The 17868-nt window shown below is 53.9% G+C and carries 14 protein-coding genes; 4 read left to right on the top strand and 10 right to left on the bottom strand.

Annotated features, from left to right (window positions below):
* Positions 1 to 21 precede the first annotated feature (21 nt).
* The 6 genes from EG028_RS19605 to EG028_RS19580 all read right to left on the bottom strand — a co-directional run bounded on the left by EG028_RS19605 (position 22) and on the right by EG028_RS19580 (position 8248).
* Positions 22 to 2937 carry an outer membrane beta-barrel protein gene (locus EG028_RS19605; RefSeq protein WP_120518024.1) on the bottom strand — a complete coding sequence of 972 codons (2916 nt, stop codon included), beginning with the start codon at positions 2935 to 2937 and terminating at the stop codon, positions 22 to 24.
* Positions 2938 to 3075: 138 nt separating this feature from the next.
* A complete protein-coding gene (locus EG028_RS19600) occupies positions 3076 to 5478 on the bottom strand; it encodes a S9 family peptidase (RefSeq protein ID WP_120518023.1) in 2403 nt (800 codons plus the stop codon).
* A gap of 27 nt (positions 5479 to 5505) precedes the next feature.
* Positions 5506 to 6174, bottom strand: coding sequence for a response regulator transcription factor (locus EG028_RS19595; protein ID WP_120518022.1), 669 nt, complete (start codon positions 6172 to 6174; stop codon positions 5506 to 5508).
* Positions 6175 to 6286: 112 nt separating this feature from the next.
* Entirely contained in the window at positions 6287 to 7027 is a 741-nt protein-coding gene (locus tag EG028_RS19590) for a sensor histidine kinase (protein ID WP_120518021.1), read from the bottom strand.
* A gap of 8 nt (positions 7028 to 7035) precedes the next feature.
* Positions 7036 to 7644 (bottom strand): hypothetical protein, encoded by a 609-nt coding sequence (locus EG028_RS19585; RefSeq protein WP_120518020.1) that lies wholly within the window; start codon positions 7642 to 7644, stop codon positions 7036 to 7038.
* Positions 7645 to 7729: 85 nt separating this feature from the next.
* A complete protein-coding gene (locus EG028_RS19580) occupies positions 7730 to 8248 on the bottom strand; it encodes a hypothetical protein (RefSeq protein ID WP_120518019.1) in 519 nt (172 codons plus the stop codon).
* Positions 8249 to 8418: 170 nt separating this feature from the next.
* On the opposite strand from EG028_RS19580, the gene EG028_RS19575 reads away from it, so the two are divergent.
* Positions 8419 to 9012: a YdeI/OmpD-associated family protein gene (locus EG028_RS19575; protein WP_120518018.1), complete on the top strand. Its 594-nt coding sequence runs from the start codon at positions 8419 to 8421 to the stop codon at positions 9010 to 9012.
* A gap of 226 nt (positions 9013 to 9238) precedes the next feature.
* Here the strand turns inward: EG028_RS19575 and EG028_RS19570 are convergent, their stop codons facing one another.
* The gene (locus EG028_RS19570; protein ID WP_120518017.1) at positions 9239 to 11674 is read right to left on the bottom strand and encodes a phosphocholine-specific phospholipase C; all 2436 of its coding nucleotides are present in this window, start codon (positions 11672 to 11674) and stop codon (positions 9239 to 9241) included.
* Positions 11675 to 11804: 130 nt separating this feature from the next.
* On the opposite strand from EG028_RS19570, the gene EG028_RS19565 reads away from it, so the two are divergent.
* The 3 genes from EG028_RS19565 (at position 11805) to EG028_RS19555 (ending at position 15269) form a co-directional block, all read left to right on the top strand.
* Positions 11805 to 12239 (top strand): FKBP-type peptidyl-prolyl cis-trans isomerase, encoded by a 435-nt coding sequence (locus tag EG028_RS19565; RefSeq protein WP_120518016.1) that lies wholly within the window; start codon positions 11805 to 11807, stop codon positions 12237 to 12239.
* Between the two features lie 586 nt (positions 12240 to 12825).
* Positions 12826 to 14625, top strand: a complete 1800-nt coding sequence (locus EG028_RS19560) for an ABC transporter ATP-binding protein (RefSeq protein WP_120518015.1) — start codon at positions 12826 to 12828, stop codon at positions 14623 to 14625.
* 44 nt (positions 14626 to 14669) lie between these two features.
* A complete protein-coding gene (locus tag EG028_RS19555) occupies positions 14670 to 15269 on the top strand; it encodes a hypothetical protein (RefSeq protein WP_120518014.1) in 600 nt (199 codons plus the stop codon).
* 234 nt (positions 15270 to 15503) lie between these two features.
* Here the strand turns inward: EG028_RS19555 and EG028_RS19550 are convergent, their stop codons facing one another.
* The 3 genes from EG028_RS19550 to EG028_RS19540 form a co-directional block, all read right to left on the bottom strand.
* Positions 15504 to 15848 carry a hypothetical protein gene (locus tag EG028_RS19550; RefSeq protein WP_120518013.1) on the bottom strand — a complete coding sequence of 115 codons (345 nt, stop codon included), beginning with the start codon at positions 15846 to 15848 and terminating at the stop codon, positions 15504 to 15506.
* A 110-nt stretch (positions 15849 to 15958) separates the two neighbouring features.
* The gene (locus EG028_RS19545; RefSeq protein WP_120518012.1) at positions 15959 to 16654 is read right to left on the bottom strand and encodes a LytR/AlgR family response regulator transcription factor; all 696 of its coding nucleotides are present in this window, start codon (positions 16652 to 16654) and stop codon (positions 15959 to 15961) included.
* The gene (locus tag EG028_RS19540; RefSeq protein WP_120518011.1) at positions 16651 to 17664 is read right to left on the bottom strand and encodes a sensor histidine kinase; all 1014 of its coding nucleotides are present in this window, start codon (positions 17662 to 17664) and stop codon (positions 16651 to 16653) included. The genes EG028_RS19545 and EG028_RS19540 overlap by 4 nt, the downstream gene beginning before the upstream one ends.
* Positions 17665 to 17868: the final 204 nt, after the last annotated feature.

Below are 17868 nucleotides of genomic sequence, written 5' to 3'. Positions count from 1 at the left end.
CATATAGGTGTTAAAACGGTGCTAGAAGTCCCTGTTGCGCATTCCGCCAGGCATGCCGCCCGGAGGGCCGTCCCCGCCATCGCGGTTCCAGCGGCGCTGCTGCTGCCCACCGCCTTCAGGGGCCTTCAGTTTCCCGAAGTTCTTCAGCCGGTAAGTAAATGTAAGCATAAAATATTGGGTGAGAACGGAGTTCTGCTGATCCACAATGTCCAGCCCGTTCACCGAACGGTTGATGCTGCGGTTCTGTTTCAGCAGGTCGAATACAGACAGGCGCAGCTCCCCGCGTTTCTCTTTCAGGAACTTTTTACCCACGCTCGCATTCCAGAGCACGAACCGCTGATCGAATCCTTCGCCCAGCCCTTTGGTAAAGGTGTAGTTGATTTCGTTCTGCAGCACAAAACCGTTTTTGGACAGCAGGTTGACGCTGGCGCTGGCGTTGTGGGTGGAATAATTACTGTTATTCTCCGGCTGGATCGTATTGTTCACGATGTTGAACACCGCGTTGTAAGACAGGTTGAAGTCGATATACTCGCTGATATTGCTGCTCAGGCCCGCTCCCAGGTTGTAATTGTAGTTGTGGGTAAAGCCCGCCAGCGAGTTCGTCACACCGGGTATCTTGCTGTATCCCACGCCCGCGTTCACGCTCAGGTTCGATTTGATGAACTTCACCGGCATAGCCCAGGTAACACCGGTCCTTCCGCTGAAGTAGCCATCCATATTGATAGGTTTGGAAAGCCTGCCGCCTACCTTCAGTGTGTCCGTAGGGGTCAGCAGGGAGTCTTTGCCGTTCGTGGGCGTATAGATCGCGTTCGCGATGTAATTACTGTTTGTCTGCACGTTCATGTTCACGAACAGGTTCTGCCCGCTCTGCGTGTTCGTATAGTTATAACGGCCCATTACGCTGTGGCCGAACTGCGGGTTCAGGTTCGGGTTACCGATGGATACGTTGGTAAGACCGGAATAGATATATACGTCCTGCAGCTGGTCGATGCCCGGCTGGTTTGTACTGGCGCGGTAGAATACCCGTACACGGCTGTATTCACCCAGCTTGTACATCAGCATGGCATTGGGCAGGATATTCTGGTAGCTCTGTGTTGCGTAGTTTTTGGTGGGGTATTCCCTTTTGGTTTCCATTTCAGCGTACTGGTAGTTCACGCCTACCATCAGCATACGGTCCCGGTTGCCCAGGCGATAGCTGAGGCCCGCGGACTGTGTGTTGTATTTGTTGCTGAACATGTTGGACTGCGTGGGGTCGAGGATGTTGTAATCCTTGCCGGCAAAGTCGTACTGGTAAGCCCTGCGGTCTGAATTGTTCGTGGACCAGTTCGGGTTATAGTTCACCTGCAGCTGGCCGGATTTGCCGATGGGCTCGGTGTAGGCTACGTTCACGCCCAGGTTCACCCCGTCGCTGAGGGGCCTTACCCTTTGGCGCAGGGAATCATTGTCCTGCGGGCTTCCCGGGTATACGAGGTCGCTGTTCGTAAAGGTTTCGCCACTGCGGTCGTTTGTCCTGGCGCTCAGGCCCAGGGTGATGGTACGGCCTCTTTTGGCGAATGCGTGCCGGTAGGTCAGGTTACCGTTCAGGTTATAACCGGAGTTTTCGCTGGTGGAACCGCTCAGGTTCCTGCTCAGCAGGGTGTCCGCCATAAAGGTATTACCGATGGAGTTGGAGAACCGGTCGTTTTTCTGGAAACTGATATTCGGCTCGAATATGATCTCGTTGCTGGAGTCTATTTTGTATTCCAGGCGTACGTTGAAGCGGTGGTTGTAGTTGTGGCTGCCGCTCAGAGCCGTATCGTTTTCCAGCTGTATGCCTCTCTCGAACTGCGTTTGGGTGCGGGTGATCACATCGTTGGTGCTATTCGAGTTGTTAAAGAAGTAGCTGCCGCTGAAGGTCACTTTTTTGCCCCAGGTATCGTTGAAGTTGATCCCGATAGAGTTGGTTGTGTTCAGCCCGCTCTGGCCGCCGGTGAGGAAGTTCCCTCCCCCGCCTCCGGAGTTGCCGCCACCTCCGCCGCGGCCTCCGCCACCTCTGCCGCCGCCGCCACCGCCTCCACGGCCGGAAGCCGCGCTCTGCACACCCAGGAGGTCCTGCGAGGAGAAGTTCTGCTGGTTCACGTTATTGGCAATGCCCAGGATAGTGATACGTTTGTTGTCCTTAAAGAAGTTCACGCTGCCGCCCGCGGAATACCGGTCGTCCGTACCATAACCTGCGTACACCTTACCGAAGTGGGCGTTGCGCATTTCGGCGCGGGTCACGATATTGATGGCTTTTACGGAATTGCCGTCGTCGAAGCCCGTGAAGCGGGACTGGTCGCTCTGGCGGTCGAACACTTCTATTTTGGAGATCGCGTCCGCCGGGAGGTTCTTTAACGCCATGGCGGCATCGTCGCCAAAAAAGTCCTTCCCGTCCACGGTCACTTTTTTTACTTCTTCGCCGCCGGCCTTTACGGTACCGTTTTCCACGGTAATGCCGGGCATCTTTTTGATAAGGTCTTCGCCGCTGGCGTCGGGGTTCACTTTATAGGCATCCGCATTGTACTGGAGCGTATCGCCCTTTTGCTGGCTGGGCGGCACCTGGCCCTTGATCACCACTTCTTTCAGGTCGCGGCTGCTTTTGGGCATCATAACGGTGCCCAGGTTCTGCGTTTCCGCCTGGAGTACGATGGCGCGCGTCAGCTCGCCGTAGCCTACATATGAAATGGTAACGATGTAAGGCTTGGCGGAAAGCCCGGTGATCTCGAAGGCACCGTCTTTGTCCGTAAGGGCCTGTTTCTTAAATGCGGCATCTTCCGGGGAGCTGAGCCGGATGGTGGCGTTCCTGAGTGCAGTACTGTCCCCTTTATCTTTCAACACACCTTTCAGCACCAGATTCTGCGCAAATGACAACTGAGCGCAGGTCAGTAAAAGCAATGTAAAGATCAATGCATGCCGCATAATTGTGATAGTTATTCTGCGTGATAGTATTTCTGCTAGATTTGACGCCAATCCGTGTTAAAACCTTTGAAAGGGGTAAAAAAAAGACAGCTGCCGGGGTATCAGGCAACTGTCTATCAGGAAAAGTTTAAATAGTATTTATTTCGCTCCCTTTACATATTTGTCCAGCCACTGGCTTTGCTCCCAGAGCATATGCAACAGGTTTTCCCGGGCGGAATACCCATGGCTTTCAAAGGGCAGCTGTACGTACCGCACCGTGCCGCCATGGCCTTTTACGGCATTGTAGAGCCGTTCGCTCTGGATCGGGAAAGTGCCGGGGTTGTTGTCCAGCTCCCCGTGGATCATCAGCAAAGGCGTTTTGATCTTGTCTGCAAAACTGAAAGGGCTCATGTTATAATATACGTCGGGCGCTTCCCAGTACGTACGTTCTTCCGCCTGGAAACCAAATGGCGTGAGCGTCCTGTTATACGCGCCGCTGCGTGCGATGCCGGCTTTGAACAGTTTCGTATGTGCCAGCAGGTTAGCCGTCATAAACGCGCCGTAGCTGTGGCCGCCTACCGCCACGCGGTTACTGTCCCCTACCCCCATTTTGGCCAGTGCCTGGATGGCGGCGTGGGCATTGAGATACAGCTGGGGGATGAACTTATCGTTCGGCTGGCTGCCGCCTTCGCCTACGATGGGCATCTCCGCATTGTCCAGCACCGCGTAGCCCTGCGTCACCCAGAAGATAGGGCCGCCGTAACCCACGCGGGTGAAGGTATAGCGGGAACCCCTTACCTGTGCGGCGTCCGCGGCGGACCTGTATTCGCGGGGATACGCCCAGATGAATACCGGCAGCGGACCGTCTTTTTTGGCATCGTACCCTTTGGGCAGGTACAGGTCGCCGGTGAGGTCTATGCCGTCTTCTCTTTTATAGGATATTTTTTGTTTGCTCACGCCTTCCATCGCTTTGTAAGGATTGGTAAAATCCGTTACGGGCGTGCCCAGGAGCGAACGTTTGCGGAGGTCGCGGATGTAATAGTTGGGCACATCGGTCTGGGTTTCGCGGGAGGTAAGCATGATGAGTTTTTCCGGGTCCAGGGCTTCCACTACATATTCGTAAGTGTTCGCCGGGCAGCGCCAGAGGATGGTGCCTTTGCCGGTCTTAAGATTATAACTCTGCACAAAGGGCATATCGCCTTCCGGGGAAGAGCCCTGGGAGCGCATCAGCAGCTCGCCGTTCTTTTGTATGAACAGCACGCGTTCGTCATACTGGTTGCGGATGGTAAACGGTGAACCGATATCGCTGTAGGCGTCGTTGCTGCTTTTTTCAAAAAGGGAATCCAGCTTGCCGGTGGTTTGATTGTAAACGCTGAGGCGTTCCTTCCGGTCCGCGAACATGGATTCTTCTACGAGCGCCACTTCTTTATTGCCCCATATTACCCGGTCGAAGCGGCGTTTGGTGCGGAATAGTTCTTTGGGCTCAGCACCTCCCGCCATGTCAATGGCGTATACGGCGTCGCGGTATTCGGCTTTTTGTTTGCCAAGGCCGCCGTCCAGCGCTTTGGTGAAGGTGATGGTATGCGGATCGTCCGCCTTCCAGGAGAAATCGCGGCGCACGTCCATCACATCGTCAAAACCGATAGGGGCGCCTTCCGAGGAAGGATTTTTGGCGAGGTTTTTTACTTCACGGCCCTGCATGTCCAGCACCAGCCAGCTATGCGGGAAGCCGTACATCGGTACGAGGTAGGAAAATGGTTTCTCCACTTTTCTTACCATCAGGTATTGTTTATCCGGCGATACGGAAAAGGCAGTAGCGATACCGGTGGCGCCGAGGTTCTTTTCCCCCTGGCCGTTGTTCAGCACAAACTGCGAGGTGGTCATGTAGGCAAACAGGGTTTCGTCATGCGGCGTTTTGATCAGGTCCTGGTACGTGCGGGAAGCGGCGCTGCGGCCTTTGCTTTCCTGTACCACGGGGCCTTTCGGGGCGGGCGGCGCTACGGGGAGTGCACCGGCATTGGCGGGCACCGTTTTGTACAGGAGGGTATTATTGTCCACCCAGGTAAAGGTCATGCCCGATGTGGCGTTGAGAGCAGCGGTGTTTATTTTGGCGGCGGACTTCGTAGCCAGCGTGATCACGTAGAGGTCTACACGCTCCGGGCCGTACTGCATCAGGGCCACCTTTTTACCGTCCGGGCTCCACTGCGGGCTGTTTGCGCGCAGACCTTCCGGCAGGCCGGTGATGGGAAAGGTTTCTTTTGTTTTGATATTTTTCAACTGGAGGTTCCCGCTATAAGTGCCGCGGGTGGTGCTGAAGTTGCGCGGGTTCAGGCGCAGGCCCGCAATACGCAGTTCCTGCTCGGCCAGCTCTTCTATGCCGGGGTACGAAATACGCTCGGCGAGCAGCAGCCATTCGCCGGATTTGTCGATACTTACGGATGGTGTGGGTTTGGCCAGCAGCAGCTCCTCGATCACAGCCGGCGGGCGCTGGTAGGTAACGGCATCCTGCGCATAGGCTACGCCTGAGGCCAGCAGGGCCAGTAAAGTGAGTGATTTTCTCATAGCAGATTTTAGTTGTGTCTTTTTTATTTAAAGGATGTCTTCTTCTCTGATCAGGTTGTTTTTCAGGGCGTACATCACGACCCCGGCGGTGTTGCGGACGTTCATTTTCTCCAGTATACGGGTCCTGTATCCTTCCACCGTGCGTTTGCTCAGGAATATGCGTTCACCTATCTGCTGCGCGGTGAACTGTTGGCATATGAGCTTGATAATTTCCTGCTCGCGGTCCGTGAAAGTAATAACTTCTTTTTGTTTATAGGGATTGAATTTGCTTTTGGCGATCATGCCGGCCAGCTTTGCGGAGGTGCTTTTACAGTAGTACACACGGTCTTCGTATACGCTGGCAATGGCGTCGAGGATTTCCTGTTTGTCGGCATTTTTGAGAAGGTATCCTTTGGCGCCCGCTTCCAGCATTTCCACGATCTGGTCTTCTTCGTCGAACATGGAAAGGGCGATCACGCGAACTTCGGGGTTTTGCTGTACCAGCAGGCGGGTGGCGGCTATGCCGTCCATGCGGGGCATTTTGATATCGGTCATCACCACATCGGGGTTCTCAGCATTCACCAGCTCTACCAGCTCCCGCCCGTCGGAGGCCTGCCCTACCAGGGTGATGTGCTCCTGCCGGGAAAGCATCAGCGCCAGCCCGTCCAGGAAGATTTCGTGGTCATCCGCCACTACCAGCCTGATATCGTATTTCATGAAAAGTGTTGCTTAGGGTCGGTAAAATATGGTTGTCATCGCAATATACAAATTATTTGCGCGGGGCTGGGGATGTCATGAAAGCAATGACGCTGCGCTGAAAAACAGTCGTTTATCCGCGGGGGATGCGGATGTAATAACTCGTACCTTCTCCCGGCGCGGATTGTATTCTGATGGTGCCGTGCATGATGTCCGTCCTGATCTCGAGGCTCTTCAGGCCCAGCCCGCTGGAGGCTGTCGTAGCCTTTTCCACGTTAAAACCTTTGCCGTTGTCTTTGATCAGTACCAGCAGTTCACGCGCATCCTGGTTAAAACCGATATCCAGCCGGGTGGCGCCGGCATGTTTGAGCGTATTGTGAATGATCTCCTGTACGATGCGGAAAATGTGAATGTCCTGCTCCGCATTGGGGGCAATGGCATTCATGGCGTACACATGCACTTCCAGGAGATCTTCCTGCCCAAGGTGGCGGTTGAATTCGCGGATGGCGTCCAGGAGGCCTTTTCTTTCCAGCGTGGTGGGCAGCAGGTTGTACGAGATCTGCCGCATGCTGGTGATGATCTCGTCTATGTATTTCGTGGACTTGCTGATCACCTGCCGGTCCTGCGGGTCCGTTACTTCCACGCTGCTGATGTTCAGCTTCACGCTGGACAGCAGGGGGCCCAGGCTGTCGTGCAGGTCCGTGGCAATCCTTTTGCGTTCGTTCTCCAGCTGGTTGATCTCCGCGGTGATGCGGCTTCTTTGCAGGCGGATAAAGCGGCGGTGATACCGGATGATGGAAGCGATAAAAAAGATGATGATCACTGCCAGCAGTGAGGAGAGGAATATGGTGATATAAAGTATCCTGTCTTCCATGGGGTTATCTATGCATTGAACCGTTTGGAGAAGTAGATATCATCCCTTTCGGGCATGAAATACACCGCCACTGCATAAACAATATTAACGAATGCATTGATATAAACATAGAATGTGAAAATCTTGTTGGAAAGCGGGGCATTGTCCGGGTCTATCAGCTGGGTGCCTTCGGTGATAAGGCTGTAAACGCAGATGATGATAAACCCTATGCAGATCAGGAACCTGGCGTTTTTGAACAGGTTGCCCCGTTCGGCGATGAGATAGTTGATCTCGTTGATGGACAGCAGCACGGTGATCAGCGAATACAGGAAGATAAAATAGGAGCATATCTGGTTTTCCAGGTCCCCGAAGATGAGGTTTTCCGTAACCCACACCCCGGCGTACAGCACCAGCACGATGCGGAAGAGCAGCTTGTGTTCCCTGAAGAAACCCCATGCGTAAAAGATACAGGCGATCACGATGGCTTCCACCAGGGTATAGACGTTGGTGGAGATGTAATTATTCCGGATGATCTTCACGGTGATGAACCCCACCATTTCCGCGGTAAAGGCCAGCAGGAGGAAGAGCATAAAGGGCTGATAGCTGACGCGTATCTTGCTCAGGCGTATCAGCCCCATGATGACAGGAATAACGATTGAAAAAGATAGTATTGCTGCTATTGTATGATTCATTTCAGTAGGCTGGGTTATTCCATGAACAGTCTTATGGATTGGATAAGGGACTTTCCACATCGCACATATGCGGGCAGCGCTGGCCTCTTTCGATGGCTTCGGCATCGTCCGGGTAACCGGCCCTGGCGGAAGACACACCGGGCATCCAGGAGTTGTACTGTACGGTCAGGCGTTCGGTAATGTCTTTTCCCTTGCCGGTAACAGGCACCAGTACAAAACAAACCTCTTTTTTCCCGTTGAGGCCGAGATAAACGCGGAGGCCTTCCGTACCGGGTTTGTTCAGGATGGCGCCGATGGCGTCTTTGTTGAACAGTTCGCACTGGGGCAGGTTGAAGTTACTGTCGAGGTAGCCGGGGTTGGGCAGTTGGCGTGCGAGTGCGGCCTTGGCTTCGGTAAAGGCTTTGGTATATCCTTCCGCTTCTTTCATGCTGATCGCGTGCTCTTTCACCTTCCCGATATCCACAGGTATCTTGCGGTTGAACTCCCGGTAGATCAGGATGGCCAGCAGCAGCAGGACGATGAGCCAGGGCACGAGTGTTGATCTTTTCATAACAGTTTGAGGTTTTATGTGAGTGATTGCAATTTACAGTTACCGGAACATTCGCGGGTAAGTATAACTTCCCGAAATAATCGCGTATTAATACGGATGGAAATCTTGTTATGCACGTGGGGCGTAGATATGGCCTTGATACAAGATAGGGATTTTCCTTAAATTAGGGCATGGATCCATTAGACGCTTTTATCGCCAAAGCCGCCCCTTTTGCGCGGCCCATTTTGGAGCACCTCCGCAACCTTGTATACAAGGCCTGCCCGCATGCCACCGAAGCCATGAAATGGGGCATGCCGTTTTTTATCACGCATGGGGACAACCTTTGCAACATGGCCGCCTTCAAACAACACTGCGCTTTCGGCTTCTGGAAAGGCAGCCTGCTGGAAGACAAAGAAGGCATCCTGGAAACCGGCGAAAAAAACGCCATGGGCAGCCTGGGGCGCATCACCTCGCTGGAAGACCTGCCTTCGGATAAGATACTGATCGCTTACCTGAAAGAGGCGGACAAGCTCAACAAACAGGGCATTAAAGTAGCCAAAGCCGCCGCTCCCAAAAAGGAACTGGTAGTGCCCGAAGAACTGCTGGCCGCCCTGAAAAAAAACAAAACCGCGCTGAAGGTCTGGGATGCCTGGAGTTATTCGCATAAAAAAGAATACTCGGAATGGATCGCCGAAGCCAAAACCGACGCCACCCGGGAGAAACGCGTAGCAAAGGCAGTGGAGCAGATCGCGGAGGCAAAGGACCGGAACTGGAAGTACAGGTAGGCATCCATAAATGTGAAAAGGTCGTCATTGCGAGGAGCAGCAGGGGATTGTGCAGGAGCCGCGACGAAGCAATCTCCAGATATTGGCGTACCTCCATTCGATGCAGGAGATTGCTTCGTCGCCCCACCCACGTTAGCGCTGCTGCTCCTCGCAATGACGGGCTTAGCGCCAGCTTGCGGCACTCATGTGGAGGATCAGCACCGAAGCAGGACTTTAGCAGAGAATTTTACTTTTTATATTCAAGATCCCGGCCCATCACAGGATCGCTGAAACTGGCCTTACCCGTTTCAACATGCCCGGCAAAGCGGTATTCCGCGCCATAATCCGGCAGTTTTAAAGTAATGTCGTACCAGCCGTGCGTAAGCCCCAGCTGATACGTGGCGGTGTATCTTCCTTCCACTTTCAGACTTGCCTTTCCGGACGTATGGGCATGGGATATATATACATTTACCGGTTTTTTTTCAGGGTTCAGGAAAGTGAGCACAAAATCCCCCTTTACGGTATCCCCCCCTCTCACTACCACCGGCGGAAACTTGCCGGTCTTCCCTTTAAAAGACCTGAAGAACCCGTTCGGCCCATACACGCTCAGCTCCTCTCCCGTCCATTCATCGCTGATCTTGTCCCCCGCGGACACGGCGTAGGACCGGTTCTCCATCTTCGCGCCGTATACATTGAAGGCTGCGCCGGCGCTTTTGCCTTTGAACAGTTTATTCCGCGCTTCCAGTTCCAGGGCAAGCGTTTTACCGTCTTTCCCCGGAAGGATGTCCGCGATCAGTTCGTATGGAATAGCGCAGGCCGGGCGGATGCCTCTTTCCTGTTCGGGCATGTACTTCGCCGCATCGGTGATCTTCCCGGTAATGGGCCTGAAGTTTGCCGGAGCGGCCTTGAACTTCGCGTTGTGGATGGTTTCGATAAAACTTTCCTTTTCCAGCGAAGCGGGCGTGCTGATCTTTTCGCCGTTGTAAGGGCGGAAGATGGACGTGAGGTCACCGCATACAGCGCGGCGCCAGCCGGAGATATTTTCCGTCTTTATTTTCTTTTTCAGTTTGTTGCTGAGGAAGGTTTCGAGGAATTGCAGGTTGGAAGTGTGGTCAAACACCTGGGAGTTCACAAACCCGCCGCGGCTCCAGGGCGAAGCCACTACCATGGGCACACGGTATCCCAGCCCGATGGAGCTTTCCCTGACGCCCCTGCCCTGCGCCTGGGCATCTTTGGTTACCCATTCCAGTGATGCGTCTATGCCCGGGGATACTTTGCCCGCGCCCGGTGCCGGGGCGGTGAAGGGCGGCACATGGTCGAAGTACCCGTCGTTCTCATCATAGGTGAGCACAAAGATGGTCTTTTTCCATACCTCGGGGTTCTGCGTGAGGATGTCCATCACTTCACTGAGATACCAGGCGCCATACCAGGGCGCGCCGGGATGGTCCGAGAAATTCTCCGGCGCCACGATCCACGATACGGCGGGCAGTTCGTTGTTCTTTACGTCCTGGCGAAGCTGGTGCAGGATGTCGCCCTTGGGCAACTGTACTTCCCGCTCCGTTTCCCCGTCTTTGTATTGCAGGCGGGAGAGCGAATGATAATCCGGGTCGTTGCGGTTCGTCGTGAAGGCTTTGCGGTGCAGCTGCTGCTCCATGGCGGGCAATGAGCTGAAAGGCTTTTCCTCCGCCAGCTTCAGGGTGTCCAGCGCCTGCTGCAGCGCGTTTTTCCTGCCGGCGATCTTTTTCTCCTGGTCGATATATGTTTTGGAGCCTTTTTCCATGCCTTCCAGTTCTTTTTCGAGCTGGGCAAGATGTGCGGGCATCTCTTCTTTCATTTTGCGGAGGTAAGCGAGGTGCGGCTCATGATATTGCACATGGTACTGGCTGAACCATTCGATCGGGTTGTCCGTAAAGTTCGCCAGCCAGGAATCCTCTTCCCCTTCAAACCCTACGCCTACGCTGATCTCGTTCTGGTAGATCTTCCAGCTTACGTTGTTTTCTTCCAGCACTTCGGGGAAGGTTTTCCATTTGGCCCATTTGCCGTAGTCCACGTCCGAGTTCCAGACGTTGGCTTTTACGTTCGGGTGCGCTTCTTCGCGGATGGTGCCCGTCCAGAAATATAAACGGTTGGGCGTGGTGCCGGTGAGGGAGGAACAGAAATGCTGGTCGCATACGGTGAATGCATCCGCCAGCGCGTAATAGAACGGTATATCCTCGCGGTTGTAATACCCCATGGTAAGGGGCATTTTGCTGTATTCGCGGTTGCCGGAGCGTTTTACATCCAGCCAGCGGTCGTAATGGCCGTGGTTCCGCGCGTCCACCTGGTCGCTCCAGGAGTGCGGCAGGGCGCTCATCCAGGTGGCTTTGGTGTCTTTGATATCCATGCGGAAGGGCGTGAAATATTCGCCTTTGTCGTTTTTCTGGAAAAAGACGTTGGGCGCTTCGGGTGTTTTTAGCGCCCTGGGATCGTTGAACCCTCTTACGCCTTTGAGAGTGCCGAAGCAATGATCGAAGGAGCGGTTTTCCTGCATGAGGAACACGACGTGCTCCGCATCGAGGAAGGTGCTGCCGGGCGCGGGGTTGATAGCCATGGCGCGGCGGATGGTGTCGGGCAGCATGGTGGCCAGGCCGCCGGTGCCTGTGAGCAGCGCCGCTTTCCGGAGAAATTCTCTTCTTGAATCCATATACAATTGTCTGGGTTTGAGTAGCTGACCGGCCAAAATAACAATAATTCCGGAATGCGGGCCGGGGGGCGGGATTAATTCCGGGTGATCTTTACGCGGGGGGATTTGCTACTTTTGCAAAAAGAATATTATGGGCATAGCGGACAAACTCTTCCAGATGAAGAACGAAAAAGCAGCGGCTAACCTGAAAGCCGGCCAGGATTTCCTGGAAGCAAATAAAGAGAAACCCGGTGTAACGGCATTGCCGAGCGGGCTGCAATACGAGGTGATCACGGAAGGCACCGGTCCCAAACCTTCCGCCACCAGTAAAGTAACCTGCCATTACCACGGCACGCTGATAGACGGCACTGTGTTCGACAGCTCCGTAAAACGCGGCCAGCCCGCCACTTTTCCTTTGAACAGGGTGATCAAGGGCTGGACGGAAGGGCTGCAATTGATGCCTGAGGGCAGTAAATGGCGCTTTTTTATCCCGGCGGACCTTGGATATGGGGAACAGCAGGTAAGCGCCCAGATCGGGCCTAATAGCGCCCTTATTTTTGAAGTGGAGCTGCTGGGTATCAGCTAAGGGGTTAAAAAAACGATTATTCCGGCCCGGTTGTCTGAAGACGGCCGGGCTTTTTTTGTGCGTTTGCTACTCTTTTACTACTTGTCTGCTACTTCTGTACTGCTTAGGAACGGTCCCGTCCTAAAATAGGTTTACAATGATTTGCGGTGCAAACCCGGTGTAGACCCGGTATAAACCCGATATAGACCCGATGTAGACCCGGTGTAGACCCGGTGTAGACGGCAGCCAGCAAGCTGCCTGCCTGAAAAGGTCAAAGGCTGATAAATGCCCTTATGCCGCTGAGTAAGACTGCCATTTTGCCAAAAAGGGACGATCAAAATGGCAGTGGGTGGGGGTAAGTATGCTTTTGATACGCTTTTGATATGCTCTTGCTATGCTTTTGATATGCTTTTGGTGCCGCTGATAGTGTTTCAACTGAAAACTTTAAGGGTGCTGGCCCAAAAGGCCGAATAAGGCCAGCATGTCGCCTGTGTGAAGAGAGGGAGCGACCAGCTAACAGCTGACAGAAGACCGACGAGCAGCTGATTTTACCCTTCCGCCGCCCCGATTGTCATGACAAAGACAACCGAACTACGTAAATTTAAGGATGCAAATCCTGTGGAATTACCTCAAACCCCACCGCTGGCTCGTATTCTGGGCGCTGCTGCTGGCCGGGGCCAGCCAGGTGCTGATCATGATAGACCCGCTCATTTTCGGGAAGATCATCGACGATTATACCGCCCAGCCCCCCTCCCAGCCCGAACCCGAACTGATCAAAGGCGTACTGTACTGGCTGGGCATCGCCATCGCCATCGCGCTGCTGGCCCGCGCCGCCAAATCCATCCAGGAATATATGATGCGGCTCGTGGTACAAAAGTTCGGCATGCAGGTGTTCAACGACGGGCTGAAACAAACCCTCCGGCTCTCTTTCGAAGAATATGAAGAACAAAGGAGCGGGGAAACGCTGGCCATCCTCCAAAAAGTAAGGACCGACACCGAAAGGTTCATCAACGCATTCATCAATATCCTCTTTACTTCGCTCGTAGGCATGGGGTTCCTGGTATGGTACGCCATTACCAAACACTGGGCGCTCATCCCCGTGTTTGTGATCGGTATACTGGTGCTGGGCGGGCTTACCGGCATGCTTAGCAAGAAGATGAAATCCGTGCAGCGGGCCATCAACCGGGAAACGTTGCAGCTCTCCGGCGCCATCACCGAGTCCCTGCGGAATATAGAACTGGTGAAAAGCCTGGGGCTTACCTTTCCCGAGATCAGGCGGCTGAAAATGTTCACCCAGCAGATATTCGACCTTGAAATGGAAAAGACCCGGCAGGTACGCACGCTCTCCTTTCTGCAAGGCACCACGCTGAACCTGCTGAAACAATCCATCCTGTTCATCCTGCTCTGGCTCATTTTCCGGAATATCCTCAGCACCGGCGAGCTGATCACCATGCAGTTCATCACCACCGCCATATTCGTACCCCTGCAGGACCTTGGCAATATCATCATCCAGTACCGGGAAGCGGAGGCCTCTTTACAGCTGTTTCACCGCCTGATGCAGCGCCCCGTGGAAGAGCGGCCGGAAGAACCGGTAGAGATCGGCGAGCTGGAAGAAATGCGTTTCGACCAGGTCGTGTTCCGTCACAAAACCGCTACCGTCAATGCCATCGATAATATTTCCTTTTCCGTGAAAACGGGCGATACCATTGCCTTTGTAGGCCCCTCCGGCTCGGGTAAGTCTACCCTGGTGAAACTCCTCGTAGGCCTGTACAAACCCGTGGAAGGAGATATCTTTTTCAACGACGTGTCTTCCCTGGATATCCGGTACAACGCCCTCCGCAGGCAGATAGGGTTTGTAACACAGGATACGCAGCTGTTCGCGGGCACCGTCAAAGACAATCTTCTTTTCGTAAAGCCGGATGCTACAGACGCGGAGATCACCGAAGCGCTGGAAAAAGCATCGGCCACGGCACTGCTGAACCGTACGGGCAAAGGCATTTATACCAAACTGGGCGAAGGCGGGCTGAAATTGTCCGGTGGTGAAAAACAACGTATTTCCATCGCCCGCGCGCTGGTACGCCGCCCCCGCCTGCTCATCTTCGACGAAGCTACTTCCGCGCTCGACTCCCTCACGGAAGAGGCCATCACAGACACTGTACGGAATATTTCCGCACTGCGGGAACAGATCACCATCCTGATCGCGCACCGCCTTTCCACCATCATGCATTCGGACAGGATCATCGTGCTGGAAAAGGGAAAGATCGCGGAAACAGGCACGCATGAAGAGCTGGTGGAGAATAAAGGGTTATATTACGCAATGTGGCGGCAGCAGATCGGGGAAAGGAGAAGTCCCGCGGCTGTGCCGGAGAACGATGAGCCTGAAGAAGGCGAGCTGGAAGAAGTGTGATCCCTCCGGTGATTTGATTCTTTAACAGCCATCAAACCTTACCTATGCTCAGTTTATACATTTTGTTGGCAATAGCGGCAGTCGTTGCCGGATTTGTCATTTACCGCCTGATAGCGGTGCGGAAAGCAAGCCGGCGCGCGCAGCAGGTGAAGCTGGAAAGGATACAACCCCTGCTGGACAAGCTGGAAACCGGTATCCCTTTAGGCCTGGACGATGTAATGCCCTACGCGCGGGATGTGCGCACACGGGAAACCGCTTATTCCATGCTGAAAGACTTTAACCTCTCACATATTTTCCCGCCGGAATTTTACAGCCTCGAAAAATCTTCCGAAGCCAACCTGGCCAACTGGCTGGAGTTCCCCACGGAACTGGCCGCCATCCCCGACGAAATATTCCATATCAGGAGAGTGACCATCGATTACGACGGGCAACAGCATTTCGTGCATTACGAAGTATTCCGTTTCCGCGTATTTGAGCCGCACTGGGCATCAGACAAAGGCTGGATGCTGGGCGTGGTAGGCCCCTACTTCGACGACAGCCAGCCCTACGACTGGCCGCAATGCACCTTCAGCAGGCTTACCGCGGAGAACGACGCTTCCCCCGAAACCGAGGCGAAGTGGGTGCATGAAAAGATCTCTAAATAATTCCGTGCTTACGTAACGGGCTACACGAAAATAAAATTTTAAGCTGGCGCAAAGCCCGTCATTGCGAGGAGCAGCAGCGCTAAAGTGGGTGGGGCGACGAAGCAATCTCCTCCATCGAATGGAAGTACTCCAGGATCAGGAGATTGCTTCGTCGCGGCTCCTGCACACCCCCCGCTGCTCCTCGCAATGACGCGCCAGATTGGGCTGAAAGCAGGTGCAGACTGTAAACTTCAACTATTGAGCAGGCGGCGGTGTGGCCGGAGGCGTATCAGCCGGTGCGGGCTGCGTGGCCGGAGGCGCTACTGCCGGGCCATACGGCCTGTGCTCATCCATGCGGTGATCCCTCCACTCCCGGTCGTTGCAGCGCCAGCCGCCGGGGCCGCCATTGTGATGGCCGAATGCAAAACGCATCAGCAATACATTGATGCCGATAAATAACACGATGGAAAGAATAGCCGCTACCCTTGTAATCTTAGCCAGGGCCGGGCGTTTCGAGAATCCCCCGAAAATATACCCGATAATAAATACCATACAGGCGGCAAACAGTATGCGTAAGAAAATGATGAATGCGAATCCCATGATCGTCAGTTTTTGTGGTGAATAATTTTGATGCCAATACAAAACTACACCAACACTGCCGGGCATTCCGGGGCATGTAGACGCAAGAGGGAAATGTGTAGACGAAAAGGTTAACTATTGCTGAGGCGGGTCACATTTTCTTTGTAGGACTCACTCACGGGTATCTCCGTTTTACCGATATATACCAGGTCCCTTTTTATCATCGTGATCCGCGAAGCCGCTACCAGGTACGATTTATGGGTACGGATAAAAGCGCCGGCCGGGAGTTTTTCCTCCATGGCTTTCATGGTCATGCGCGTGAGCACGGGCCTGGGTGAAGAAGCCAGGTGTATCTTGATATAATCTTTCAGCCCTTCGATATATTCAATATCCGATACGGTTATTTTCACCTGCGTGTATTCCACGTTCACGAAAAAATCCTGCAGGGCGGGGATTGCCGGCTTCTGCTGTAGTTTCAGCAGTTCGGCGGCGCGGTTGCAGGCTTTCAGGAAACGTTCGAAGCTGAATGGTTTCAGGAGATAATCCGCCACCTGGAGGTTGTAACCTTCCAGCGCATATTTTTCGTAAGCGGTGACCAGGATGGTGAGCGGCGGATTTTGCAGGGATTGCAGGAATTGCAGGCCGCTGAGCCCGGGCATCTGTATGTCCAGGAACATGAGGTCCACCCCGCCGGATTGGAGCACATCCACGGCCTCCATGGCGCTGCGGCAGGTCTTTACCAGTTGCAGGAAAGGTATCTGCCGCACGTTGTCTTCCAGCAGTTCGCGGACCAGTTGTTCATCGTCTATGATAATGCAGCGTATCATGTGAGTTGCAGGGTTAAAGTTACCTTAAATACCTTGTTGTCTTCGTTTATGTCCAGCTGGTGCCGGCCCTTGTACAGCAGGTTCAGCCGTGCCTTTACATTGTGCAGCCCGATGCCGGAGCTGTCGTCTTTGCTGGTATGCTGTTCAAAACGGTTCTGTACTTCAAACACCATGACGCCCTGGTCCACCTTCAGCCGTATGCTGATCCAGGGGTTTTCGCCGGTGCCGGTGCCGTGTTTGAAGGCGTTTTCCACAAAAGCGATGAGCAGCATCGGCTCTATGTTGTAATGATCGTCCTGTACCTGTACTTCATATTCAATGTCCACGTCATTGCCGAAACGCAGTTTTTGCAGTTCCACATAACTGTTGAGGTATTCGATCTCTTTTTGCAGTTCCACTTTCTGCTGCTGCGTATCGTACAGCATGTACCGCATGAGGCCGGAAAGGCGGATGAGCGCGGGCTCCATCTGGTCGGACTTCTTGCGGGCCAGCGATACGAGGTTGGTGAGTACGTTGAACAGGAAATGCGGGCTTACCTGTGAGCGGAGGAATTTCAGTTCAGTCGCCATCTGCTCTGCGCGCCGTTCCTTCTGTTCTTTTTCATGCCTGATCCTGTCCGACAGTACGCGGTACAGGAAACTGATGATCATGGTGACGAAGGAGGGCGCGAATATAAAACGGTACAGCGTAAAATCTTTCAGCGTGTTGGGGAACCAGTGCGCCAGTATCTGCCATTTCAGCGGGATGGTAAGGCCCGTGAGCAACAGGGCGGATACCAGGTACAGCCACCAGAAACGTTTGTTGAACAGTTTGGGGATAAGGAAATAAGCGTTCGTATAAAAGATGGCCATATGGATGAAACCCGACAGGGAAAAAAACAGGCCGGGGATGGAGCCGATGCTGTAGCCGCTTTCCCTGGTGGACACGACGTAGGGCATCAGTATCATAGCGCTCCAGATGAGCACGTGGAGGGCAATATTGATATATCCGGGCCTGAAAAATGATTTCATGGTATTAAAGATACGGCCCGCCGGGCTTATAACGATCCCTTCCCGCCGTGGCTGTATACAGGACGGGTAAATGACACGACTACACCGGCAAATGCCGCGACGTACGCCCGTGGCCCCGGTAACCATAACAGCCAGATGTTGTTTCCCGCGCTCAGGGTAAAGTGGCGGGATACATCCGTTTGGTCGCGCAGAATGCTGGCATGG

This window comes from Chitinophaga barathri (assembly GCF_003807585.1).
Lineage (GTDB): Bacteria > Bacteroidota > Bacteroidia > Chitinophagales > Chitinophagaceae > Chitinophaga > Chitinophaga barathri.
This window is presented reverse-complemented; position numbering and strand designations above follow the sequence as displayed.

What these genes read in the sequence shown, in the direction of transcription:
- EG028_RS19540 (WP_120518011.1), bottom strand. Translation starts at nt 17,664, where the DNA reads ATGAAATCATTTTTCAGGCCCGGATATATCAATATTGCCCTCCACGTG.
- EG028_RS19580 (WP_120518019.1), bottom strand. Translation starts at nt 8,248, where the DNA reads ATGAAAAGATCAACACTCGTGCCCTGGCTCATCGTCCTGCTGCTGCTG.
- EG028_RS19570 (WP_120518017.1), bottom strand. Translation starts at nt 11,674, where the DNA reads ATGGATTCAAGAAGAGAATTTCTCCGGAAAGCGGCGCTGCTCACAGGC.
- EG028_RS19550 (WP_120518013.1), bottom strand. Translation starts at nt 15,848, where the DNA reads ATGGGATTCGCATTCATCATTTTCTTACGCATACTGTTTGCCGCCTGT.
- EG028_RS19605 (WP_120518024.1), bottom strand. Translation starts at nt 2,937, where the DNA reads ATGCGGCATGCATTGATCTTTACATTGCTTTTACTGACCTGCGCTCAG.
- EG028_RS19595 (WP_120518022.1), bottom strand. Translation starts at nt 6,174, where the DNA reads ATGAAATACGATATCAGGCTGGTAGTGGCGGATGACCACGAAATCTTC.
- EG028_RS19565 (WP_120518016.1), top strand. Translation starts at nt 11,805, where the DNA reads ATGGGCATAGCGGACAAACTCTTCCAGATGAAGAACGAAAAAGCAGCG.
- EG028_RS19560 (WP_120518015.1), top strand. Translation starts at nt 12,826, where the DNA reads ATGCAAATCCTGTGGAATTACCTCAAACCCCACCGCTGGCTCGTATTC.
- EG028_RS19575 (WP_120518018.1), top strand. Translation starts at nt 8,419, where the DNA reads ATGGATCCATTAGACGCTTTTATCGCCAAAGCCGCCCCTTTTGCGCGG.
- EG028_RS19545 (WP_120518012.1), bottom strand. Translation starts at nt 16,654, where the DNA reads ATGATACGCTGCATTATCATAGACGATGAACAACTGGTCCGCGAACTG.
- EG028_RS19585 (WP_120518020.1), bottom strand. Translation starts at nt 7,644, where the DNA reads ATGGGGCTGATACGCCTGAGCAAGATACGCGTCAGCTATCAGCCCTTT.
- EG028_RS19555 (WP_120518014.1), top strand. Translation starts at nt 14,670, where the DNA reads ATGCTCAGTTTATACATTTTGTTGGCAATAGCGGCAGTCGTTGCCGGA.
- EG028_RS19600 (WP_120518023.1), bottom strand. Translation starts at nt 5,478, where the DNA reads ATGAGAAAATCACTCACTTTACTGGCCCTGCTGGCCTCAGGCGTAGCC.
- EG028_RS19590 (WP_120518021.1), bottom strand. Translation starts at nt 7,027, where the DNA reads ATGGAAGACAGGATACTTTATATCACCATATTCCTCTCCTCACTGCTG.